The organism is Paenibacillus sp. VCA1, from assembly GCF_031583795.1.
In the GTDB taxonomy this organism is placed as follows: Bacteria; Bacillota; Bacilli; order Paenibacillales; family Paenibacillaceae; genus Paenibacillus_AQ; species Paenibacillus_AQ albilobatus.
In genome coordinates this window covers 65,569-88,930 of the sequence record NZ_JAVLSX010000017.1, presented here as the reverse complement: position 1 = coordinate 88,930, position 23,362 = coordinate 65,569, and the positions used below count along the sequence as shown (strand labels likewise).

17 protein-coding genes are annotated in these 23,362 nt (G+C 51.5%); 6 read left to right on the top strand and 11 right to left on the bottom strand.

Features of this window, described 5'->3' with window-relative positions:
- Positions 1-7 precede the first annotated feature (7 nt).
- Positions 8-88: an IS3 family transposase gene (locus tag RJP21_RS31370; RefSeq protein ID WP_397386297.1), complete on the top strand. Its 81-nt coding sequence runs from the start codon at positions 8-10 to the stop codon at positions 86-88.
- 135 nt (positions 89-223) lie between these two features.
- Here RJP21_RS31370 and RJP21_RS27715 read toward each other — a convergent pair whose 3' ends face one another.
- Entirely contained in the window at positions 224-1,246 is a 1,023-nt protein-coding gene (locus RJP21_RS27715) for an SGNH/GDSL hydrolase family protein (RefSeq protein ID WP_310862146.1), read from the bottom strand.
- 276 nt (positions 1,247-1,522) lie between these two features.
- Here RJP21_RS27715 and RJP21_RS27710 point away from each other — a divergent pair, with 276 nt between their 5' ends.
- Both RJP21_RS27710 and RJP21_RS27705 read left to right on the top strand, forming a co-directional pair.
- Positions 1,523-2,584 (top strand): GntR family transcriptional regulator, encoded by a 1,062-nt coding sequence (locus RJP21_RS27710; RefSeq protein WP_310862145.1) that lies wholly within the window; start codon positions 1,523-1,525, stop codon positions 2,582-2,584.
- A 40-nt stretch (positions 2,585-2,624) separates the two neighbouring features.
- A complete protein-coding gene (locus RJP21_RS27705; protein WP_310862144.1) occupies positions 2,625-3,632 on the top strand; it encodes an SGNH/GDSL hydrolase family protein in 1,008 nt (335 codons plus the stop codon).
- 358 nt (positions 3,633-3,990) lie between these two features.
- Here the strand turns inward: RJP21_RS27705 and RJP21_RS27700 are convergent, their stop codons facing one another.
- The 3 genes from RJP21_RS27700 to RJP21_RS27690 all read right to left on the bottom strand — a co-directional run bounded on the left by RJP21_RS27700 (position 3,991) and on the right by RJP21_RS27690 (position 7,585).
- Entirely contained in the window at positions 3,991-5,538 is a 1,548-nt protein-coding gene (locus RJP21_RS27700) for an extracellular solute-binding protein (protein ID WP_310862143.1), read from the bottom strand.
- A 99-nt stretch (positions 5,539-5,637) separates the two neighbouring features.
- The gene (locus RJP21_RS27695; RefSeq protein WP_310862142.1) at positions 5,638-6,549 is read right to left on the bottom strand and encodes a carbohydrate ABC transporter permease; all 912 of its coding nucleotides are present in this window, start codon (positions 6,547-6,549) and stop codon (positions 5,638-5,640) included.
- 169 nt (positions 6,550-6,718) lie between these two features.
- Entirely contained in the window at positions 6,719-7,585 is an 867-nt protein-coding gene (locus tag RJP21_RS27690; protein ID WP_310862141.1) for an ABC transporter permease, read from the bottom strand.
- A gap of 299 nt (positions 7,586-7,884) precedes the next feature.
- Here RJP21_RS27690 and RJP21_RS27685 point away from each other — a divergent pair, with 299 nt between their 5' ends.
- Positions 7,885-10,134 carry a helix-turn-helix domain-containing protein gene (locus RJP21_RS27685; protein WP_310862140.1) on the top strand — a complete coding sequence of 750 codons (2,250 nt, stop codon included), beginning with the start codon at positions 7,885-7,887 and terminating at the stop codon, positions 10,132-10,134.
- Positions 10,135-10,282: 148 nt separating this feature from the next.
- Here the strand turns inward: RJP21_RS27685 and RJP21_RS27680 are convergent, their stop codons facing one another.
- The 7 genes from RJP21_RS27680 to RJP21_RS27650 form a co-directional block, all read right to left on the bottom strand.
- Complete coding sequence (locus RJP21_RS27680; RefSeq protein ID WP_310862149.1) at positions 10,283-11,902, bottom strand: hypothetical protein; 1,620 nt, start codon at positions 11,900-11,902, stop codon at positions 10,283-10,285.
- A gap of 392 nt (positions 11,903-12,294) precedes the next feature.
- The gene (locus RJP21_RS27675) at positions 12,295-12,963 is read right to left on the bottom strand and encodes an SGNH/GDSL hydrolase family protein (RefSeq protein WP_310862139.1); all 669 of its coding nucleotides are present in this window, start codon (positions 12,961-12,963) and stop codon (positions 12,295-12,297) included.
- Positions 12,960-16,007, bottom strand: a complete 3,048-nt coding sequence (locus tag RJP21_RS27670) for an alpha-mannosidase (RefSeq protein WP_310862138.1) — start codon at positions 16,005-16,007, stop codon at positions 12,960-12,962. Before RJP21_RS27670 ends, RJP21_RS27675 begins: the two co-directional genes overlap by 4 nt.
- 90 nt (positions 16,008-16,097) lie before the next feature.
- Positions 16,098-17,723, bottom strand: a complete 1,626-nt coding sequence (locus tag RJP21_RS27665; RefSeq protein WP_310862137.1) for an ABC transporter substrate-binding protein — start codon at positions 17,721-17,723, stop codon at positions 16,098-16,100.
- A 109-nt stretch (positions 17,724-17,832) separates the two neighbouring features.
- On the bottom strand, positions 17,833-18,729 hold the full coding sequence (locus tag RJP21_RS27660; RefSeq protein ID WP_310862148.1) for a carbohydrate ABC transporter permease: 897 nt from the start codon (positions 18,727-18,729) through the stop codon (positions 17,833-17,835).
- Positions 18,730-18,740: 11 nt separating this feature from the next.
- Positions 18,741-19,595 (bottom strand): ABC transporter permease, encoded by an 855-nt coding sequence (locus RJP21_RS27655; protein WP_160045632.1) that lies wholly within the window; start codon positions 19,593-19,595, stop codon positions 18,741-18,743.
- 334 nt (positions 19,596-19,929) lie between these two features.
- Complete coding sequence (locus RJP21_RS27650; protein ID WP_310862136.1) at positions 19,930-20,778, bottom strand: helix-turn-helix domain-containing protein; 849 nt, start codon at positions 20,776-20,778, stop codon at positions 19,930-19,932.
- 163 nt (positions 20,779-20,941) lie between these two features.
- Here RJP21_RS27650 and RJP21_RS27645 point away from each other — a divergent pair, with 163 nt between their 5' ends.
- Together RJP21_RS27645 and RJP21_RS27640 are read left to right on the top strand one after the other, a co-directional pair.
- Entirely contained in the window at positions 20,942-21,883 is a 942-nt protein-coding gene (locus RJP21_RS27645) for an MTP-1 family protein (RefSeq protein WP_310862135.1), read from the top strand.
- A gap of 334 nt (positions 21,884-22,217) precedes the next feature.
- The gene (locus tag RJP21_RS27640; protein ID WP_310862134.1) at positions 22,218-23,297 is read left to right on the top strand and encodes a substrate-binding domain-containing protein; all 1,080 of its coding nucleotides are present in this window, start codon (positions 22,218-22,220) and stop codon (positions 23,295-23,297) included.
- Positions 23,298-23,362 lie beyond the last annotated feature (65 nt).

Genomic DNA, 23,362 nt, shown 5'->3' with positions numbered 1-23,362 from the left:
TCGTTATATTCGATTTTATAACTACCACCGATTTCAGAAAAAATTAAACAACCTTAGTCCGGTTGAATACCGAACTAAGGTTGCCTAGGTCTTTTTTATAACTGTCTACTTGACGGGGGTAACTCCAAGCATCCTGTTGTCTTCTTTTTATGTAGGCGTACATTCGGTGAATCTTATATCGAAATTACCTTTACCATCCGTTTTTCCCGATACAAGAACGATGTCAAAACACGCATTCCGTTGCGATCGTCGGACGCTGAAGCAGTTCCCAGCCAGTTTTTGCTGATATAAATGAGGCCAGCTCCGAGCCCATGCGGTAATGCGTCTGATAGCCGGGATGGTAACGGCCGCCCCATCCTTCGACCTCCGGATGAATCAATCCCAAATCAACCACGAATACCTTGGCGTTTCCGTTTTGATTATAATGGGACACGACTTGTTTCACGCTGGCAAGATAGTTGTTATTCATGGTTCCGACACAGCAAAAGACATACGGGTCGTTATATGTTTCCAGGATAACCCGGATGAATTCGATATAAGCGGCAATATACTCCTCATCAACAATCGGTGTCGAATAATCGTTCTGGCCCAGATTAATGACAACTCCATCAGGAATATACCGAGAAAAGTCCCATGGCGCCGTTCCTTTGCCGAGCGTCCCGGAAAAATGTTCCGGCAATCCTTGTTTGCCTCCTATCGCATCCTGCCAAACGCCGATTCCGCAGATGGCCATCGTATGATATTCCGCGTTTAACATTCTGGCGCTGATTCCGACGTAGGACATGTAGCCGTCATCCAGATCCGGAGCTTCTGCGAGCTCATGCGGATGGCCGATTCCCGCTCCATCCGTGATGGAATCGCCGAAGTATTCCAGCCGGACGGGTTTTGCCGGGGGCGGGGCAAGGAAGCTTCCGCCGTCAGGCAGAGAAAATTGATGAAACGTTATACTGCCGGTCAGAATCCCCGTACGCTTGTGGATCTCCAACGTATGTTCACCATCCGGCAGCCCCTGTTGGATGATGTATTCATGCACGCCCTTCTTCAGGTTGATCCAATTACGGGCGACGCCGTCCACTACAATTTCAACGTAATCCTGGCCGCTGAATCCCTCAGCCGTCATCGAGATGGCCGTACCTCGGAAGGCAACAAAAACGGCGCTGTTTACCCATCCGCATGTCGGCTTCTCTTTCTCGGCGAGATCGAATCTCCCCATCAGCCTGGCATATTTCGTAAAGCTAAATTCCAAAGCTGCTCCTCCCCCCAGCATCTGCATCGAAGTAGACTTTCTGAACAATCCCATTCCCATAAAATAAAGTATACTTTATTATTCGATAATTATATATTAATACTATCATCTTTGTTATATTAGGTCAATGAAAAACCTCGTTTACCGGTTCAATATATACATATATAATAGTAATATAAACGTTATATTGAATTCACTATATAATTAAAGTATACTTTTATATAATCTAAATAACGTCAGATAGAATTCAGGAGACTGTAAAAAAGGAGAGTTTTTGTGAACGAGCCGAAGTATAAGACGGTAAAACAAGCGCTGCTGCATCAGATTGAAGCCGGCGAGCTTCGACCTGGCGATCGATTGCCGAATGAAGAAGACCTGATGAAACAATTCCAAGTCAGCGGCATCACGATCCGAAAAGCGATGACGGAACTGGCCAACGAGGGCGTGATCACGAGAATCAAAAGAAAGGGCTCTTTTGTCAACGGAGCTCAAGCCGCGGACCATTCGAGCCGTTTGATCGCATTCATTTTATCGGCAGAGGACAATTACGATGTCTCTTATATGAAGATCATCAAGGGCGCGCAACAAGCGGCGGCCGAATTCGGTTACTCCTTGATCGTCGAATGGAGCAACGAAAATTTGGCCGTTGAACGAGCATCCATTCAGAAAATGCTGGACCGCAAAGTCGACGGCTTCCTCATTTATCCGTTCGATCCGAAGCAAAGCAAGGATAACTACCTGTTCATCGAGCAAAACAACATCCCCTACCTATTGGTAGACCGGTACAACGTGGATCATCCCAGCTATTTTTCCGGATGCAACAACTACGATGGGGCGATCCTCGCCACCCGGGAACTGATCCGCCTGAAGCATACGAAAATAAAATTCGCGAGCTACCACTTCTTCCTTCATTCCGAGCAGGAGCGGTTCGCAGGTTATTGCAGCGCCATGCGCCAAGCCGGGCTTCCGGTAACCGACGATCATTTGTTGACCCGCATGGATTATGACGCCTTAGCCGACAGCGTGATGAAGCGGGACGTTACCGCTTTGTTTTGCTCCAATGACAAGCTCGCCATTGAAACCATCGAACAACTGACCGGCCGCGGCGTCAATGTTCCGCAGGATGTTTCCGTCATGGGATTCGACGATTGGGACCATGCCGGCAACCTGTCGATCGGACTGTCCACCGTTCGGCAAGACTTCGAAGAGATCGGCAGAAACGCCACGAATTTGTTGAACCAGGTTATCCAGGGCAAAACCCATGGAGGCAGCACGAAAATATTGTCGGGCGTTTCGTTGGTGCTCCGGGAGTCTACATCCGAGAATCCTTACGCATAAACCCTTTACTCCAAATAGATCCATGAAAGGAAGGTATATTATGAAATTCGACTTTTTGAATTCAAGTCTGAGACACGGGCTCTTCCGTCAAGAGCAGGACGGAATCTCCTGCTTTCTTCCCGGCAGCGCGATAACCGTGCGTTTTCAAGGGCGGGAAATCACCGCCGAAATCAAGGACGTCAACGGGGAAGGGAAAAGCTGGGTTAACGTCTATATCGACGATCTTCCGGTACGGGTGATGAGAATCGATCCGGATAACCGGCTGTACCAGCTTGCGGATGACCTGGAGGACGTCCCTCATACGTTAACGCTGCAAAAACGTACGGAAGCGGCATTCGGCACCATTAAATTTACCGATCTAACGGCGGAGAACGGGTCCTTTTTAAGCCCGCCGTCCCCTTTGCCCCACCGGCTGCTCATCATTGGCGATTCGATCACGTGCGGCTTCGGCAACGAGGCGCAGATTCCATGCGATTGCGATGCTTCGCGCGAAAATATCGCGCTTGCTTACAGCTCGCTGACCGGTCAGCTTTTGGGAGCCGAAACGTTGATCGTCGGCGCGTCCGGCACCGGCTGCTATCAGAATTTCGGCGGTGCCAAGGAAGGCCGCATGTCGGATTATTTTATGGATACCCTCTGTCCTGTTCTCGATCAAGAAGCCATGGATCCGTTTCATCCTGACATGATTGTCGTTAATCTGGGGACCAATGATTGGTCCGCGCCCATCCAGCCTTCGGATTACATCGAACAATACCGCAAATTGACGGGCTTTATCCGCGGAAGATATCCGTCCGCCCCATTGTTCTGCGCCATCGGTCCGATGACGCTTGATCCCGCTCCCCATTTGAAGGCTCTCGTCCAGCGTCTTCGCGAAGAAGGCGACGACAACGTTCATTTTGTGGAATTTCCGCTCATCAAGCGGCCGGAAGACGGAATGGGAGGCTGCGGACATCCCTCCGTCAAGAAACATCGGCAAATGGCCGAACAATTGGCCGGGACGATCCGTCAAGTTTGTTCCGTTCCAGCCCCGTTTACCGGCAGCCGTTAAAAAACATAACGACCCGCAAAAAAGGAACGCTTCCGATACGAAGCTGTCCGAACTTATCAAGGGCGATTTCTTCAAAATATCCAAACATGCCTCGTAATTACTTTCGTTATATGTTGCGGCTCGATGCAGAAAGAAACGGAATAGCGTAAACTCAAACGCTAGTCCGTTTCTATTTCATGAGTCGCCATTTTGAGCCGTTTTCGCTCGACATGGGTCGCTCCCCATTGAAGCAAGGTTCAGCTTCGCTGAAAATTTATATAATCTAAAAAAAGCCTGCTGAAGTTTTTCAGCAGGCGGACCGCCTCTATAGAAAGCGGTCCTTTTTTTTGCGTGTGGTCGTTTCGATGAACGGCCATTTCTATTTTGCCAAGTAGGCGTCGACCTGTTTCTGCAGTTCGGTCTGGATTTTCTTAAGCACCGCTTCGCCTTCCGATTTGAACTTGGCGAAGTACTGGTCCGGATCAAGCGCGCCGTTAAATAATCCGCTGTAATATTTGGCCTGAATGGTCGAGAACTGGGCCACTTCGTTCTTCACCGGCGTCGGATCGAAAGTGAATCCGGTGAGGATGTCCTTCGTGAAGTTGTCGGCCTTCGTAATGAACTGACCGTACTTCCGAGTCTCTTCGTCCGTACCGGTCCACTCCCGCTCCAACGTAGGATTGAGCATGAGCTGGAACGAGACGATGCCGCCATCGTTGTTCAGCGTTTCGTATTGATGCTCGCCGGCCGCTTTCCAGTTCACGCCTTCGATGCCATGCTCCAGCAAATCATAATTCTCCTGCTTGTTCGCCCAGTCGAGGAACATCATCGCGCGGTCTTTATGCTTGCTCGTCTTCACGATGCAGATAAAGTTATCCATCTTGAAATTGGACAGGTTCTTCCCTGGGGTGAGGTCAAACAGACGCACGGCTTCCAGTTCGCCGCCCGGTACGACCTGTTTCAGCTGGTCGTTGAACGATTGGGGAATCCCAAAGGCCATTTGGGGCGTAGCCGCCACTTTATTCTGAAGCTGCATTTCCGCCGGACTGCTTTTATTCGTCAAGACGTCCTGCGACATGACTTTGTCCACGAACAGCTTGCGGACATCCTGGATGCCTGACCAGATCTTAGGTTCCTTGGTTTCAAAGAAGTTGTAGACCTTCCCGTCGTTGCCCTTGTAGTACAACATCAGGCTGGCTCCGGCAAAATTCGTCGGACGGATGTTGACGCTGGTATCGTCCCGGATCAGCCAGTTGACCCAGCTGTAGGTCACATCGTCCGCGCCTGCGAGAAGCGGCGTAATACCGGATTTGCCGTCACGGACGGCGTAGAGATAAGCTTTCAAATCTTCATACGTCTTTACGGGCGGCAGGTTTAACTGCTCCCTCAGATCCTTCCGGATGAAGATTGATCTCTGTTGGGTGTAGGCGCTTCCCAACGGAACGCCGTAGATGCTGCCGTTAATTTTGTTCGCATCCCACATTTGTTGCGGCCGCGTCTTTTTCACATTGGGGCCGTATTGGTCCAGAAGTCCGCTTAGTTCTTCGTAATAGCCCTGGGAAGCCATCGTATCCAAATGCAGCCACGGAGCGTCGAACATCAAATCCACGCTCTCTCCCGAAGCCAGCATGACGTTGGTCTTCTGATTCAGGTCGGCAAAGTCGACGAATGTAAATTTAACCTGCGTATTGATGTCGGCTTTTAATCTCTTGTTGACTTCTGCCAGCACCTCGTCATAGTTGGGCCCCTTTGCCCCTGGAATGACAACCTCCAAGGTGACCGGATCAAGGGATGAAGCGCCGGAAGCGCCGGATTCCCCGGAACCGGCTGGCGCGGCGGCGTCCCCGCCGGCGCCGGAGCACCCGGATAAAGCGACGGCTAGTCCGAGCAGCACCGGCATCAGAAACTTGCTTTTTGATTTGGCCATGTCAATGAACTCCCTTCAATATATTCATCTTTTCAACCTTTATAGAAAGCGGCTGGGACGATCCAGATCAACATGCTCAGCCATTGCATATCAATCCGTTCAACCTTTTACCGAGCCGAGGGTCAGGCCTTTGACAAAATACTTCTGCACCATCGGATAGACGAGTATGATCGGACCGATCGTCAGGCATACCGTCGCCAGCTTGACCCCTTCCGCAGGCGGCAGCGTCAGCACGTTGCCGTGATTGAGCGACGTGAGCTGCATCTGCGACATGAGCTGCCGGAGAAGCATCTGGAGCGGGTACATATCGCTGTTATCGATAAACAGAAGCGACAGCCACCAATCGTTCCAGTATTGCAGCGCGTAGAACAAGCTGATCGTCGCGATCACCGGCGTCGAGATCGGCCGGATAATTTTGAAGAAGATCGTCCACTCCCCGGCGCCGTCCATGTTAGCCGATTCGTTCAACTCGTAAGGCAGCGAGCGATAGAACGAGACCAAGATAAACGCAAAGAACGGATTCATGACGTAAGGGAGCACAAGCGCCCACAGCGAATCTTTCAGATGCAGCCACTGGACGACCAGAAGATAGAAGCCGACGAGTCCCGAGCCGAAGACCATCGGCACGTAGGTCATAAACGAGAGGAAGCCGCCGTATCGGTTCTTCGGATGGGCCAGCACGTAAGCAAACAACATGGTGACGACGAGGCCGAGCACGGTTCCGATGGCCGTTACCGCAATGGTGATGCCATAGCTGGTAAACATTTGCTTGCCCTGAAGGAGGAATCGATACGACTCCAACGTAAACTCATCCGGCCATATGGAGTATCCGTGTACCGCCAAGCTTCGGGTGCTGGAGAACGAATTGATGACCATCAGCCAAAAAGGAAGCAAGCAAACCAGCGCAAACAGGATCAGGAACAGTCCGAACAACCAAACCGCCATTTTATCGGATAACCCGCCCTTCCGCCGGACTCGCGCGGGCGGGATTAGAGCAACCGGACGATTCATATGGGATTCACCTCCCTTTGCTTTTCGCGAAATTTAAAGTGTGTGTTCAAAAAGACAGGTTTCCAGGACCGAGGCTTATGCTTCCGATGTGCGTTTTTTCAAAACGCTTGAGTTGGATGAAGCTAGGATGATTTGATTCGTCATGGGAAGATGACTTTTTGAACTTCCTCTAAAATAATCTGGAGTCTTTATCGATTTTCCGAACCAACGCATTAAACGAAACGACGGCGATAAGCCCCATGATCGACTGATAGAACACGATAGCCGACGACATGCTAAAATTGCCGAGCTGCCTTAACGCCCGATAGGAATATGTATCGATGACATCGGTCGTCGGGAACAGAATCCCGTTGTCCCCGATAATTCCGTAAATCATGCCGAAATCCCCGTAGAAGATCCTACCGACTCCCAGGAGGACGAGAATAATGATTTGCGGCTTCAGCAAGGGCAGCGTGATGTATTTCATCTGCTGCAAACGCGTGGCCCCGTCCAGGCGGGCGCTTTCATAATAATCGGAAGAAAAACCGGTAATGGCCGCAAGCAAAATAATAGAGTAGTAACCGGCGCTCTTCCAGATTCGCGTTAACGTGAGGATAATCGGCCATACCCAAGGGGTCTGGTACCAATCGACGGCTTGAAGCCCGGTCATGCTCAGCACGCGGTTAATCAGGCCGTCCGTATTGTTGAATAAAATGAATGCCATATACCCGACGACGACCCAGGAAATGAAATAAGGAAGGAAGACGACGGATTGGATCGTGCGTTTAAACCATTTCAAGCGGATCTCATTCAAGAAAAGAGCGATGAGAAGCGCAAAAACCATCTCGAAAATAATGAACAGCGCATTTAAATAAACCGTATTGACCGTCACTTGAATCCAATCCCGATTGGAGAAAAAGAAGCGAAAGTTGTCGAGCCCCACCCAATCACTGCCCCATATGCCTTTGCTGATCTGAAAGTCCTTGAACGCCAGCAGATGTCCGGACAGAGGAATGTAGGAGAAGACAACGAGAAAGACGATTCCCGGTATCGCCATTGAATACAAGCCCCGGTTCTTTGCAAGATCTCTTAACACTCTCAATGTATAGTATCCCTCCATTCGATTTGGTCTGTCCGATGTGGCCATATCCTGACAGTGTTTATTATGTACGGTAGGATGGCTTTGGGAATAGTCCTCATTGTGTCACAAGAAGTACTGAAATGCAGAAAGGATGCGCGCATTCGACTTCCGGCGCCGTCTTGATTTCTACTTTGTCAAAATGAGGACTTCACATGAACGTCAGGATATGATTGAGTAAGGAGGTCAATCCATCAGCAAGGGGTGCTGGAATTTATATGAGGATCAAGCCTATTTTGCAGAAGACCTATTTTCGTACCTTTTTATTGCTAACCACCGTTCTGATCTGTTCCATCCTTCCTTTCGTCTATTTACTCTCTGCGGAATTCTCAAAATATACCATGCTGGAGGTGCGCAGCAATTCGCAGAACGAAGTCAACAACCTGGCATCGAAGACCGAAATGATTCTCGGCAAATTGAAAGCTTACGGGCTCAGCATGTACGCCGATCAGAGCATTCAGAACTGGTTTTTCGATGCAAGCAATGACCCGCTCATCGATCACGCCGCACTCGTCGCCCAGTCCAATTTCATGTCGACCGAACCGCTCATCCAGCGATCCTATCTGATCAATCTCAAGCACGGTCTTGTCGTCGATTCCAAAGCCGGCATCGTCCGTTTTGAATCGTTTGCCGACCAGAGCATGCTGAAGCGGGTGAAATCATTCCACCGCGAATATTTGCACTTTTTTAATCATTCGGCGGATGGTTCCGACTGCCTGGCTCTCATCCTGCCTGCAACTCCCGAGAAGCCGTCTGACTTCTATCTCGTGCTGCTTGTCGATAAACCGCTGCTGTCGAAGCTTTTGTTAGGCCAAACGACCTCCACGGAGCAGGACATTCGGATTCTCGACGAGGACGGGCAGCTTCTATTAGGCTCGTCCGATCCCGCGCTGAGCGAACAGCTTTATCAAGCGGGCCGGGAACAGCAGCGCAGCGTTTTTCAGGTTAGGCTTCCGCATCAGAGATGGTTCGTCAATACAGCTAAGCTGAGTACCGAAAATTGGACCGTATACTACTCGAACGAGTATCATACTTTGACTCGCCACATATCCTCCTTCCAGCATAAATTGATAACGTATACATTATTGCTGCTGGGCATCGTCTCGGCGTTGTTCTTCTGGAGTTCGCGCCGTTCCTTGCGCTCCATCACCTTTTTGTCGGAGAAGCTGAAAGAGAAGGTTGGATTCGCAAACTCCGCGTCCGATGCCATACCGGATATCCAATGGATCAACGACGGCATCGATCTGCTGCTGAACAACGTGGAGCAGCTTCATACTTCCATGCGAAACCAATCCGAACTCGTTCGAACGGAGTTTCTCGCCCAGTGGATGCTGCACGGGACGCCGGGCACCAAGAGCTACGAATATATCCGGAGCCAGACCAAACTGGCTTCCTGCGACGTTCTGTTTTTGGCCGTCCTTCGGATCGAAACGTATACGGCCTTTTGCGAACGCTACGACTTCCCCTCCCGGAAATTGATCAAGTATGCCATACGCAATATTAGCGAAGAAGTGATTGGCACAGGCTCTTATGCGGCCGAAGGCTTGGATATGGGGGGTGACCATCTGATCCTGGTCATCGGGAGCCATGAATCGGGAGAGCTTCAGCTGCGACGTCTTCTGGAGGAGTCGCACCATCAGGTAGCGCGCATATTAAACGTCGAAACAACCGTTGCCGTCAGCAACGCCTTTGACTTCGGCACGAATATCCGGAACGTATATGATCATATCTACGAATTGACGATGCTGCGATTCCTTAAGGGAGAAAAGCAAATTTTCCTGGAAAGCGATTATGAAGAGTTTATGGCAGGATATCCTTCCGCATCCGAAGCGCTGGAGACGACCGAAATCATCAAGGCCATCCGTCGCGGCCGCCCGGAGACCGCCGTCCATTTGCTGCGCGAGCAAATGAAGCATGTCCATGAGCTGCCTTATCGCGACTATAAGCTCAACCTGACCTATTTTACCTACGATCTGCTCAAAAACTTCAACAAATCCAGCGTCCTGCACGAGATGAGCAGCATCCACCAACTGCTCGAGCGGTACGGCACGCTGTCCGAATTTCAAGCGTGGCTGGAGGGCATCGTCACGACGCTCGCGTCCGAGACCGAGGCCCCGAAATCCCCAAACCGCAAAGAAGAGATCGTACTGGAGATCAAAGAATACGTGGACAGCCACCTGCAGGATGCGCAATTATCGATCGAGCAGGTGGCCGACAATTTCTCCTTCTCCGTGAGCTATATCCGGCAGCTGTTCAAGGAAATCATGAACATGTCATTGTCCGAGTACATTCTTCAGGAGCGAATCGAAAGAGTAAAGGAGAAACTGGTATCCAGCCAGCTTTCGGTGCTCGAGATCGCGGATCAATGCGGCTTCCTATCCAAAGGCCATTTCTTCTCCGCGTTCAAGAAGTTCACGAATCTGACCCCGAAGCAGTATCGGGAAAACCACCGGGACTTCTCCAGGTAAAAATATCGCCGTTCCCGCTTCACATGAAGAAGCCGCAGGCAAGGATAATACGCAGGAACAAGCTATAGAACGAAAAGGACCTTTCCGGCAAAGCCGCTCAGCGCTTTCGGAAAGGTCCTTATTGTATGATTTCAAGCGGGTCGGCGCTCTATTGGCCTGCCGTTCCCTGAACCGGCTCAAGCCCCAGCTTAGGATCCGCCAAGTCGAGTTTATACATGACTTGGTTGTAGTTATACCGCGGCGTCGGGACATGATTCGTGAACGTATTCGTATAAGTCCCCTCGAAGTAGATGACCCGGCCGCCGGCCTTGTTGAAGGTTTTGTGCTGGGCCACGTTGTAAAACGTATAATTGTTATGCGTGACGATCTTTTTGGCACGGGTCCAAGGACCTTGAGGCGCAGGAGCTTCCGCGTACCAGATTTCCCCGAGCACCGACGGCTTGCCTTGCGTCTGCTGCCCGATCATCACGTAACGCTGCCGGTAGTCGTTCCATTCGACCGAGCTTGAGGCGATTTCAACCGCCTCGCCGGTATCGGCATCTTTCAATTGATAATAATGCGGATCGTCCGCTTGGATCAGGCCCAATTGGATCAGTTCCTTCTCCTGATTTTGGTTCAGCGGCGGGGTGTTCTTTTTCCAGCCCCATGCGAGCTTGCCGTCTGCGCCGCGTTCCAGCGACGTTTGGGCCCCGTTATATGTCGTTCCCGGCGTCAGGCAGGTAAACGACTCGTATTGGGTATAGTCGATGATGGCGTCGTAGCTGGCGGGAACGCGCAAATTCGGCATCCGGTGCTCGGTAAAAAGCCAGTGGCCTTTGCCGTTCTCCTCATAATAGGTCGCCTGGCCGCCCGGATGGCGCCAGTCGTCTTTGGAAGGGAATTGAACGACTTGCTCGAACTCCTTCGTATCGTCGTTGAAGGCAAGAATGCCGAAGGCGCTCAGATCGGGATTATGCGTGCTGTAGCCGGCGAGCAGGCGCTCCCGTCCGGTGCCGTCCTTGGCGGTCATCAAACCGAATACCCAGGCGATTCCGGCGTCGTCGGGCAGTGGCGGCACCAAGCTTTTGACGAAGCCATCCTCTTTCGTAAAATAGTTGAGGTTGACGCCGACGTCCTGATCCAATCCCCCCTTGCTCGGAAGCTTGGAAGTCGCACCCGTTACGCGGAAGTTCCCCAGCGGATAGGCCGGTCTGTCCGTATCCCCCCAGAACCAGTACAGCTTATCGTTGTACTCGATCGTCTGCACGGAATCCTGTCCCATGACCAGACCGTTGATCAGCGGCTCCTGAATCGGCGCCTGCAAACCAAGCAGCACGCTGTCGCGATAAATGCCTTGGCCCGTCACCCGATACAGCCGTTCGGCGATGTTGACCCGGTTCATCTTGATCGTCATCGTGCCCCCGGGTGATATCTGTACGGCCTGCCCGCGGTTGCCGAACATGTCGGCGGGGATCTCATATCCGTCGCTCGACAGATGGAAGAAGACCGTCTGATCCATCAGGCCGGGCTCGTTGAAGGCCACGACCCCCGCACTGTCCGTGTAATACAGGACGTTGTTCGTCATCTTCAGCTCGACAAGAGGAATGCCCCGGCCCGTCTCGGCATCCACGATCTTGATCATGAACGGCTCCTGTACCTTTTTCTTCGCGCTGCTCGCATTCAGCTCGGCGCCGCTTCCCTCTGCCTGCGCCGCCATCGCGGCTCCCGGCGCCGTCATGACCATCAGCAGCGCGCAAGTCCATATTCCCGCTCTTTTCCACGATTTCATTTTCACTGCACTACCTCCCGGTCTTTGTCGTTTGGATGGAATACAATCGATGAGCTGTCTCATACACCCCCTGTTCGAATCCTTTTTTCGCTTGAGACGACTCTTCATTTCACAAGACGACTCTCCATTTCATAACAAGAAGCAATAGCAACGGCCGGTCGTTTCGCCGGACACGAACTGCCCCTAACCACCTCCTTTCAAAGCATGGTTGCGATACAATAGGAGATAAATCGAATGTAAGCGGATACAATATTCTTTGTACGGAATACCGCTTTGGCGAATAAGGCAGGTCCGCTTCGGCGCGAACTTCGAAAGAAATTCGCGCCGAGCTCGGCCTGCATAGGGCGTATAGCGGGATCAGTTGCTGGAACGCATCCGCGGCCAATGCGGAATCAGTTGCTGGAACGCATCCGTGACCAATCGAAGCCGAATGCCTCCAGCAGCGCGCTCGCAATCAACAAATGGCCGGTCAAATTCGGATGCACCCGGTCGGAAGCCAGCAGCGTCGGATGTACGTAGTCGAAATGGCTGGCGAAAGCCGCCTGCGTATCCACAAACGATGCGCCTACCCGCTCCGCAACCCTCTTGGCCGCGCCTCCGAACTCATCCATCCGGCTGCGCATGCGGTCCAAGGCATTCGGCTCCAGATAGAACGGCGTCATGACCACGAGTCCTTGCAGGCCCGGGAGCGCCGACCGCACCAGCTCTTCCAGGGTCTGCTCGTATTCTTCGAGACTCACATGCGACTCGGGGATCGCGGGTTGGTCGAACTGCCGCCATACATCGTTAATGCCGATCATGACCGACAGCCAATCCGGCTTCAGATCCAGCACGTCCGTCTGCCATCTGGCCTTCAAATCCCGGACCGTATTGCCGCCGATGCCCATATTCGTCACGCGAATGGAGAGCTCCGGATATGCCGCCTGCAGCATCCCGTCGACAAGCGCGGCATATCCTTTGCCGACGCCCTGGAACAGCCCTTCCCCGTACGGATATTTACGTTCGCAATCCGTGATCGAGTCGCCGATCATGACCAGGCGTTGTCCTCTTTCCAGCTTCATCCTTTATTCCTCCCGTTCACTTGGAGTCGGATCGTCTTCACCTCGAACGGACGGAACTCAAGCCGTACATGTTCGCCTTCGTGCGGCAATTCCGCCATGTTCTCCTCCAGCATATTCGTATCATAAACCGCCTTAAGAGACAGCCCGAAATGAAGCTCGCACGCTACGGAAGCTCCCTTGCTCTCGTACAGACGCACGATCCAATCGCCCGATTCGTCTTCGGCCAGCTTGACCGTCTCCGCGATCACATTGGCTTGATCGATGGAGAGCAAAGATTGCATCTCTTGGCTTCCTCCCGGCACGAGGTTGACAGGATAGTTCAGCTCGTAGGCTTCCCGTACGACAGGACTGTCCAAGAACGCGCCGTTCCAGAACGTAAATCCGTAAGTAAAATGGTGCACCCCTTGGTCGGACGTTTCATCCGGCCACGTCGGAGCCCGAAGCAGCGTCAAGCTCATCGTGTTGTCGTTGACGGATATGCCGTATTTGCAGTCGTTCAGCAGCGCGAAGCCGCGGTTCGCCTCTGCAAGCGCAGACCACTTATGCTGAACCACTTCGTAACGGTCCGCATCATGCGGGCGCGAAGCATGGTTCGGCCTCTTAACGTAACCGAACTGAATTTCCTGCAGCGACTCGTTCGTATGGACGCGGACAGGGAAATCGACTTTCAGCAGCTTGTTCTTCTCGCGCCAGTGAATCGTCGTGTGGAATTCCACCCGGCGGCTGCCGGCACGCAGCCGGATATCCTGAACCATGGTCGATTGGTTCAATTCGCGCTCGACCCGAATCGTCGCGAAGAGCGGACCGTTCGCGGTGACGGTTACCTTGGCGCTTGCATTGAGCACGACAGGCGCCAAGCGGTAGCGCCGGTCGATCTCCCAAGCATCGAAATCCGAATTTTGATCCCGATACATCCGCATGACGTTGCAGCGGTCCGCCGCCCATTCCGTGCCGGCCTCTTTGTCGAAAATACGGGCAATCTCCCCCTTTTCGTTCACTTCGAGCGCGATCCATTCGTTCTCCATATACGTTTCCGTTGCCATGACGGCGGGCACGGCAGGGTTATCGGCCGCTTCCGGTACCGCCTTATACGTCGACCAGCCCATGGAAGGAGCCTCCACCTCGGCATAGCGGACGCCTTCGTGCAGTTGCACCGGCAGAACCTCTCCGTTTCCGTTTGCTATCCCATGGACGCCGGCTGGCAACGCAACCAGTTCCTTTCTTGGCCAGGAGAGCGAGTTAAAGACGGTAACGTAGGAGACATCCTCGTCCGTGAGCGCCTCTCTTGCGACGAAAGCCATGCCGTACACCTTCTGATTCAATTCCTTCAGCTCAATCTGCGCCTCCTCATGGACGCGATGGATGGATGAGCCCGGCAGGATATCGTGGAATTGGTGCAGCAGCAGATTCTTCCATAGACGGTCCAGCTCCGCGTGCGGGTAGGTTCGGTTATGAAGCAGCGCCGCCGCCGCTCCCCAAAGCTCCGCTTCGCGGAACCCGATCTCCGCCTTCCGGTTCAGCTTTTTAATGATGGCTTGCGTCGTATACGTTCCGCGGTGAGCGGGATAATAGAGCTCTCCTATGTATTTTTTATCAGGTATGCCCTTTTCGATCTGATCCTCGAAATATTCGATCGGCGAGCCATGCTTCGTCTTGGGAACTCCCTCCAAGTTACCGAGCCTGCGCATAAACTCGAGATCATCCCGATTGGAACCTCCGCCACCGTCTCCATGCCCGAATTGGGTAAGGCGCGTAGAAATGCCTTCAAGCTGAACGCGATCGTTCCACTGATGGATTAAAAACGACGGATTGATCCGAATCGGGTAGTAATCGCCGTAGTTCATCAGATGCGTCAAAATTTGCGAGCCGTCAATCCCTTCCCACATGAACGTATTATGCGGGAACGGATCCGCTATATTGTCATAAGTACCGAATAATTTTGTAGAAGCGAAATACTTGATCCCGCAGCCCTTCATGATTTGCGGCAGGTTTCCGGCATAGCCGAATACGTCGGGCAGCCACAGCATTTCGTTGTCCACGCCGAATTCGTCCTTGAAGAACCGCTTGCCGTGCAGCGCCTGGCGGATCAGGCTCTCGCCGCTAGGCAAATTCGTATCGGGCTCTACCCACATGGAGCCCTCGGGAACGATTCTCCCTTCCTTCACCGCCTGTTTGATGCGCTCATACAGCTCCGGATACAGCGTCTTGACCAACTGGAACAGATACGGCTGGCTCTGGGTGTACGTGTATTCCGGATATTCGTCCATGAGCGCCAGCTGATTGGACATGGTCCGCGCAATCTTCCGCTTCGTTTCCGCGAGCGGCCACAGCCAGGCGACATCCAGGTGGGACTGTCCCATCAGGTACAGCGTCGGCGCCGTTGAACCGTTCACGCAGGAGAGGAGCGGCTCCATGATCTTTCGGCACTCTTTTACATTCTCTCCCAACCTTTCCTGACGCAAGGTCAGGTCAAGCGTCGCAAACACCCGGGTCAGGCAACGGTCAATCTCCGCAACGCGGAGGGATTTGGCATCGAGATGGTTGCGGAGATCGTACAAGCATTCCAAATCGATGAAAAATTGGTACACTTCCTCTTCAAAAACGCAGAGCTGCGACTCTCCGAACGTCGGTCGGGAATCCGAATGGCCGGCGTACGCTTCCGCGACAATTTCAAATGGCTCGCCGGCTTTCGCCGAACGGGTTAAAGTGACGTAATGATGGTTAAGGTCTTTGGCGCCGCTCACGATACCGTTAATGTATACGGTCGCTTCGGATCCAAAATCAAGCATGGCCACAAGCCGTTTGCCTTCGGCCTCCTCGGGAACGACGATGGTCGCGCGGAACCAGCCGTATCCCCATTGTTCTCCCCACCGTTGACCTGGAGCGATGCTTTGGAACGGTTGTCCGTTCATTTCATGAATGAACAGTTGTTCCATCGTCGTAAAACCGGAAAAATCGATTGGGGAAACCTTCGTTATCATATATTGATCTCTTTTATTCAGCAGCTTTTCGGCATGGAATAAAATCTCTTTTTTTTCACTCATGGTTCTGTTCACATCCTATGGTTTCGTAATCTACGATCCTATCGCTCTTGATATACCTCCCGCTGCAGTCGGCAGCGGGAGGACTTATCTCTATTCATTAGCCGTGGCTCTTTGCGCGGCATCGTTATAGATTTTCAGCACCTCATCAATGTTGCCCATTTTCTTGACCTTATCTATGAATGCCTGCCAGTTATCGAAGCTGTTCTTGCCTGCCACGAATTTGGCCTGTTCTTCCGTAACGAACGTCTTTACCGGGTTCATAATTTCCGAAATTCGCTGGCTTTCGTTCCCCGTAAGCTGAATCGACGGTTCGCTGAGCCAGGAAGGAACATAGTCATTCTTGGGCATCGGCAGACTCGTCAGGAATTGCGACTTCTCGATCGGCACCTCTTCGTATTTGCCGTTAAATACCGTATAGTCTGTCGCGGCAAAATCCACGAACGCTCTTGCGTCGCTCACCATCTGCAAGCCGGGGTTATAGTTTCGGCTTGCGCGCATGCCGTATTTATCGCCTTCAAGCCATGGATCTTTGGCCGTTTTGAGCGAGTCGACAAAGGTCGGAACGCCGTCTTTCCCGACCGTATAGGTCGTGCCCTCGATTCCCCAAGTAATGAGCCGGATCATTTCATCCGAATATTGATAATCGATGAATTTGATCAATTCCTCAGGGTTTTTCACTTTGGAACTTACGCCGTACGCTCCCCAGCCCAGATCAGGGGTATTGCCGTTTACAACTTCCTGCCACGCCTTTCCGTACTTCGGATTGTCGGGATACAGCGAAACCGCGAAAATTTTGCCGTCGTCGGCCGTTCTCGTGTACTCGGCCGGCGTCGTGAACCACTGCGTCAGCCACATCAGATTGTCGCCGTTCAGCGCTTTTCTTTTCAGCGTATCGTCCGTATCAATCGTGTACTCCGGATCCAGCAGCTTCTCCGCATACAGCTTATTCGCAAATTGGAGCGCATCTTTATATCCTTCTTCCAAAACACCGTATACGTATTTCTCTCCGTTCCAGAAGATATCGTCCCGGATGTGATTCGCGGAGAACAGCGATCTCAGGCTGTTAAATTTGGTTGCGACGGGATATTTGTTCGGATAGAGCTCCTTAAGTTTTTTGGCTGCTTCATAAAATTCATCGAGCGTTTCCGGAATTGTGATGTTATTGGCCTTGAACACGTCATAGCGGTAAGACGACGTATTCTGAATGAGCATGCCGCGATCCTCGGGGAACCTGGGCGTAGAGGTTTCTTTGAAGGTGTACATCTTGCCGTCGGCATCCGTTACCCGCTTCATTCCGTTCTTGACCTTGCTAATGTAGTTCATATAGTTCGGCATTAAATCTTTATATTGGGTTAACTCGAGAAGCTGGCCCTGCTCGGCCATTTCGCTCGTATCATAGAATAATGGCGTCACGAAGAAGTCTGTCAGATCGTCGCTTGCAATCATGAGCTTGACCTTTTCGTCATACTCGGAAGATGGAATATAGTTATATTTAATTTCTACCTTCTTGCCCATGTAGGCTTCCATGCGTTTGTGCCATTCCTTGCCTACCAGGCTATTCGGATTGTCCACGCCGTTTGAAGGCAGCGTCACCGAGAAGCGCATCACGTCTTGATCGTCTTCGTCGGCAACGGAATTCCCGGACTTATTCGAACATGCGGAAAAAACCATCAGCACGGCCAGCCCAAGGACAAACATTTTTGCAAGTTTGCTCATTCGATTCCCCCCTAATTTGCACAATAAACCGCTTCTAACGAATCCGTTACTCATGACTTGTCATGAACCGTCTACGCAATCACCTCCTTACATCGCCGCATCCGCTGGTTTAGCCTTTGATGGATCCGACGAATATGCCTTTGGTGAAATGCTTCTGGAAGATCGGATAGATGCACATGATCGGAAACATGGTAATAATGATGACGCTCATTCGTACCGCCTTCGGATCAAGCGTTTCGCCCGGGGCATTAATGGCAACCGAGCCGCTTCCGACCCGCCCTTGAATCGCCGTCGTGTCCAAGGTGAACAGGTAATTTCGGAGCACCATCTGCAAAGGATACATGTCCTGGTTTCGCAGATAAATCAAAGCTTCAAACCAACTGTTCCAGCTTCCGACCAGACCGAATAGGGCAAAGGTTGCAAAAAGCGCCTTCGACAACGGCAGGATGATCTTGAATAGAACCACCAAATCGTTCGCGCCGTCGATCGCGGCGGAGTCCTTGAGTTCTGAAGGAATATTCAGAAAGAAGGTTCGAAACAGGAACACATTGTAAGCGCTGATCGCGCCGGGGAGAATCATGACCCATACCGTATCCAATAAATGCAGACTGCGCATAAGCAGATAGGTCGGGATGAGGCCCCCGCCGAAAAACATCGTAATCATAAGGAAAATGGTAAGAAATTTCTTGCCCGCGAATCCCGGAACCGTGAGCGGATACGCCATCAGCGCCGTGAACAGCAGCATAATGCCCGTAGAGCCGGCCGCATAGATGATGGAGTTCAGATACCCTTTAAAAATGTATGGATCACGGAACACCGTCGTATACGCATCCAGATTAAACCCCTTAGGCCAAATCGTTACGCTTCCGGAGGAGATGTAACGCGTGCCGCTTAGCGACGTCGCGATAATGTTTAGAATCGGATACAGCACGACAATCAGGATGAATAGCATGATAACAACATTGATCACATCGAAAGCTCTGGAACCGATGCTAGCCTTTTTCAACATCCCACCACCTAGAACAAACTCGTTTCTGAAACTCTCCGGCTGATCCAATTGGTCAAGAAAAGAATAATGAAGGATATGGCCGACATGAATAATCCAATCGCCGTCGTATACTCGTATTGCGCGCCTAGTATACCTTGACGATATACATAGGACCCGATGACATCCGCTACCTCGTAAGTCTCAGGCGAATAAAGCAAAATGATCTTTTGGAAGTCGCTTCCGAGGATGCCCCCCACGGCGAAAATCAGCAAAATGATCGTGGTCGGTTTGAGCGACGGCCATGTGATGTGCACGACCTTCTTCCATCGGCTGGCGCCGTCCACCTCGGCCACGTCATACAGCGTAGGGTCAATTCCGCTTAATGCGGCAAGGTAGATGATCGTCCCGAACCCGACGCCCTGCCATATGCCGGAAGAGATGAAGATCGTCCGGAAATAACCCGGCTCGAGAAGAAACATGATAGGGTCCCCGCCAAAAAAGGCGACAATTTGGTTGAACAAACCGTCTCTCGCAGTAAATTCCTTCAGCATGCCCGCAACGATGACGACGGAAATAAAATGCGGGAAATAAGAAACCGTCTGTACAAGCTTCTTAAAGCCCTTGTTTCTCAGCTCATTAAACAGTAGAGCCAATATAATCGGCGCCGGGAATGACCATAACAAAGTATACAAACCGAGAAGCAACGTGTTCTTTAAAACCCTGAACGCCATGGGATCGTTGAAAAAGGAAGCGAAGTACTTGAACCCCACCCATTCGCTCCCCCATATCCCCTTGGAAGCATTAAAATCTTTGAATGCGATTAAAATTCCGTACATCGGAAAATAGTGAAAGACTAACAGCGTCAAAAAGCCGGGAAGCACCATAAGGTATAAGTAGCGGTGCCTGACGATCCTGGCGACGAGCCTGTTATTGGTTTTCAAGGAAACACCTCCTGACGGTTAACATGTCGCGGCTGGATACGAATGACACGATGGCTCGCAGATCCATGAGCTTGGCCATTGGGTTCGCCTTTTATGTAAACGCATTCATTTTCACCTCCAGACTTGCATCGAAAACGTATAGCTTCCAGCTACCGTCCTACACAGATCGTTCCCCCATGACGTTTTTCGAAGTTATTATGATAGGTTAAAAAATAACACATACTATTTACTGCGTCAATATATAAAAACACCTGACCCTTCTTTGATTATTAGTATACTATCTGTTTATTATGCCGAACTGGCGATATCGATGGGGCGTTAGGTTATGCTTCCGCTTGAACAGGTCATAAAAGTAGCTGATGTTATCGAGTCCGATCTCCAGGCTGATATCCACGATTTCCATATCGGTGTTTAGCAGCAAATTCTCGGCGTATGACATTCTCAACTCGTTAATGTATTGGGTCGGGGACATGCCCAGATGCTTTCTGAACATTCTGCATACGTAAGCATGCGATTTGCCCGACAACCCGACAAGGGCCGCCGTTCCCCGCGTGAAGTGCTCTTTCTTTTTGGCTTCTCTACATAGGGCCTTGAACCATTCGGGCTGTCCGGTTCGTTCGATCGGATCCGCTTCGGCCTTGATGTACCGGGAGAACAGGTCGGTCAAGATGGCTCGAACCTCCGCTTTGACGGCCGGCTTCTTCTCCTGCGGGATCAGACTCAGCTGGTCCAGCCGGTACCGCACGTATTCCTTCTCCGTTTTGGACAGCAGGGTCGACGGCGGCATGGCCGGCTCAAGCAGCCTTTCGCTCGGGAACCCTTCTCCCAGGAAAGAAATCAGGTCGTCCAGAACCTCCCGATTGAACGACAAATTGATGAACTGGCAATCGCCGCCCATCGTCTGCTCATAGCAATGAACGTCCCGGTCGCGTATGAACACGAGCGCGTTCTCTTCCAGCAGCTGACGTGTGCCGTTAATGACATGCACGACGCTTCCCTTCAGAATAAGAAACAATTCAAAGAAGTCATGCGTATGCATGCCGATCGTATCGCGCACCGAAGAGATCAAACGATAGTGGGCCTGAATTTCCGAATCAATGCCGTCTGCCGCAAAAAGCTTCATCATTACTTTCCCCTCCTTGTTTGTACGGCGGTTAGCTCCTCCAAGGTCAAAACACCATAATGCATTCCAAAATGGAGCAAGATTGGGAGCAAAAATTTCGGTTAGGATGGATGTGAACTAAATAGGATGAATGCGTTATTGAAGTCTGAAAGGAGATTTGCCACGAATGAACTTACTCAAACTGCGTCAGCAATTCGAAGAAAACAAACATATTTATGAAAGCGCCAAGCTTGTCTTCCGCGGAGTCGAAGGCTTCGATGTCTACAATCCCTCGATTCCGTTCGAATGGAACGGCAAGCGTTACATGTATGGACGCGTAGAGAGACGGCAAGAGTGGGCGAGATCTTGGGTGCGCCTGTTCGAGCAGAGCGGTCCGGACGAATGGACCGTCGTGCCGAATACGATGATTTATCAGCTGGAAGACCCTTATATTAGCGTAATCGACAAACAGCTCGTACTCGGTGGTACGCATGTTCGTTACAACCTGGGACGGCTCGAAACCTTCTACGGTTATTTCTATAAAGGCCGCGATCTTCATGATCTCTTCTATTTCACGACCGGTCCGGATTATATGAAGGATATTCGGCTCGTCGAGCTCCAAGGCGGTAAGATCGGCGTCTTCTCCAGACCGCGCAGCGAAGAGGTGCGCAAGGAATTCGGAAGCGAATCCTTAGTCGGATTCACGGTCATCGATAGCCTGGGCGACCTGTCCCGGGAAGTCATCGAGAACGCCCCGTATATCCGCGGACTGTTCGGCAAGGATGAGTGGGGCGGCTGCAACCAGGCATACTTGCTGGAAAGCGGCAAGATCGGCGTCATCGGCCATATCTGTTACGCTCAAGGAGACCGATCGACCTATATGAATATGGCCTTCGTATTGGACCCGCAGACGAATCAATTCTCGGATTTGAAAATCATCGGCACCCGTCTTTGTTATCCGGACGGCCCCGCCAAGAAGGCGCATCTGACCGACTGCGCGTTCACCGCCGGCATCGAAATGCGTCCCGACGGCAAGGTTAATCTGTACAGCGGGATCGGCGATACCGAAGCAGCGCGCATCGTCATCGACTACCCGTTCGAAAAGGAAGGCGCCATTGTCACCTTCTAAATGAAGCTCCAAGCATCGAGCTGCCGGATTCCCCGGCAGCTCTTTTTCATGTCCGATCAGGAGCGTGGTATCTTACCCTTCATTTTGCAAATGGTTATTCGTCCAAGGTTATTATAATAACTTTATAAAAACACATACATTATCCAACCCCATCGTAATACAGACCATCATGAAATTCAAACGTATTCTATAAATTTCGCTCCTTTTCTACTTCATTTCTGAACATGAATCGGTCATTCGACAAAGCCCTTTTACAAGATAACCGGAATTACGTATACTTTTTAAAGAGATATGCGTTATAATTGAGGAAATGTTGATACGAGGTGAACCTGCTTTGAGCAATAAGGACTTGGCTCAGCCAAAGTACCAGATGGTAAAAGACTATGTCTTATCCCAGATCGAGAATCAGGAATTTACGAAGGACGACCGGATTCCAAGCGAGTCGGAATTTTCCAAGCTGTTGGACGTCAGTTCCATCACGGTGCGTAAGGCGCTGTCAGAGCTGGTCAACGAGGGCGTGATCTACCGCGTTAGGGGGAAGGGGAGTTTTGTCGCCAGCCAACCCGCCATCTCCGAAAAGACTTCGAATCTGGTCGCCTTCGTCATCTCCGGCGTCGACCTGTACGATAGTTCGTATATGCAGATTATGAGGGGCATACAGTCCTTTCTGGGCAAGCATGGCTGCAAGCTGATCGTCGAATTCGTGGAGAACGACTTCGAACAGGAACGCGAGCTCGTCCTGGGACTGATTCAAACGGAACTGCGGGGGTTGCTTATCTATTCTTCCGATCCCGAAGCGGCGAAGGGTTATCTCGGGGAAATTCGCAAAAAGTCGATTCCGTTCGTGATGCTGGATCGTTCCCCTTCCGGCTACCCGGTCAACGTCGTCACCTGCAACAACCACGACGGTGCTTATGAAGCCGTAGAATACTTGATACAGCAAGGTCATCGGCGAATCGGATTTGCGGCTTACGACTACCATTTAAGCCCGGAGGTCGAGAGATATAACGGTTACTGCAATGCCATGTCGAATGCGGCCATTCCGGTCCCCGATTCGCTTTTGTTTCTTGATAAGGAACTGGACTACGCCGAGCTTGCGCGCCTGATCCAAAGCGGAGAGCTGACCGCTCTGTTCTGCGCCAACGACAAGCGGGCCCTGGAGGTCATCGAGGAGCTCACCGCGCTAGACATTCGTATCCCCGAACAAGTATCCCTCATGGGTTTTGACGATTTCGAGAGCTCCAAATTCGCCAAGGTCGCCTTGAGTACCGTGAAGCAATATTTCGACGTCCTCGGGTATGAAAGTGCGAAACTGCTGCTGGAACTTACCGAGGGCTCGTCTTACGGCAGCAAGAAAGTCATGCTGCCTACAAGCTTGGTCTTACGTGATACGATCAAGCCAATCCAAGGCTAAAGCCATGCGAATAGGCTGATTTAAAACCTACACCCACTAGTTTTATGTTTCGCACGCTATCGCGT

Excerpts from the sequence above, each read along its gene's own strand:
- RJP21_RS27690 (WP_310862141.1), bottom strand. The coding sequence starts at position 7,585 with ATGGCGATACCGGGAATCGTCTTTCTCGTTGTCTTCTCCTACATTCCT.
- RJP21_RS27650 (WP_310862136.1), bottom strand. The coding sequence starts at position 20,778 with ATGATGAAGCTTTTTGCGGCAGACGGCATTGATTCGGAAATTCAGGCC.
- RJP21_RS27665 (WP_310862137.1), bottom strand. The coding sequence starts at position 17,723 with ATGAGCAAACTTGCAAAAATGTTTGTCCTTGGGCTGGCCGTGCTGATG.
- RJP21_RS27670 (WP_310862138.1), bottom strand. The coding sequence starts at position 16,007 with ATGAGTGAAAAAAAAGAGATTTTATTCCATGCCGAAAAGCTGCTGAAT.
- RJP21_RS27685 (WP_310862140.1), top strand. The coding sequence starts at position 7,885 with ATGAGGATCAAGCCTATTTTGCAGAAGACCTATTTTCGTACCTTTTTA.
- RJP21_RS27655 (WP_160045632.1), bottom strand. The coding sequence starts at position 19,595 with ATGGTGCTTCCCGGCTTTTTGACGCTGTTAGTCTTTCACTATTTTCCG.
- RJP21_RS27700 (WP_310862143.1), bottom strand. The coding sequence starts at position 5,538 with ATGGCCAAATCAAAAAGCAAGTTTCTGATGCCGGTGCTGCTCGGACTA.
- RJP21_RS27705 (WP_310862144.1), top strand. The coding sequence starts at position 2,625 with ATGAAATTCGACTTTTTGAATTCAAGTCTGAGACACGGGCTCTTCCGT.
- RJP21_RS27695 (WP_310862142.1), bottom strand. The coding sequence starts at position 6,549 with ATGAATCGTCCGGTTGCTCTAATCCCGCCCGCGCGAGTCCGGCGGAAG.
- RJP21_RS27645 (WP_310862135.1), top strand. The coding sequence starts at position 20,942 with ATGAACTTACTCAAACTGCGTCAGCAATTCGAAGAAAACAAACATATT.
- RJP21_RS27675 (WP_310862139.1), bottom strand. The coding sequence starts at position 12,963 with ATGAAGCTGGAAAGAGGACAACGCCTGGTCATGATCGGCGACTCGATC.
- RJP21_RS27680 (WP_310862149.1), bottom strand. The coding sequence starts at position 11,902 with ATGAAATCGTGGAAAAGAGCGGGAATATGGACTTGCGCGCTGCTGATG.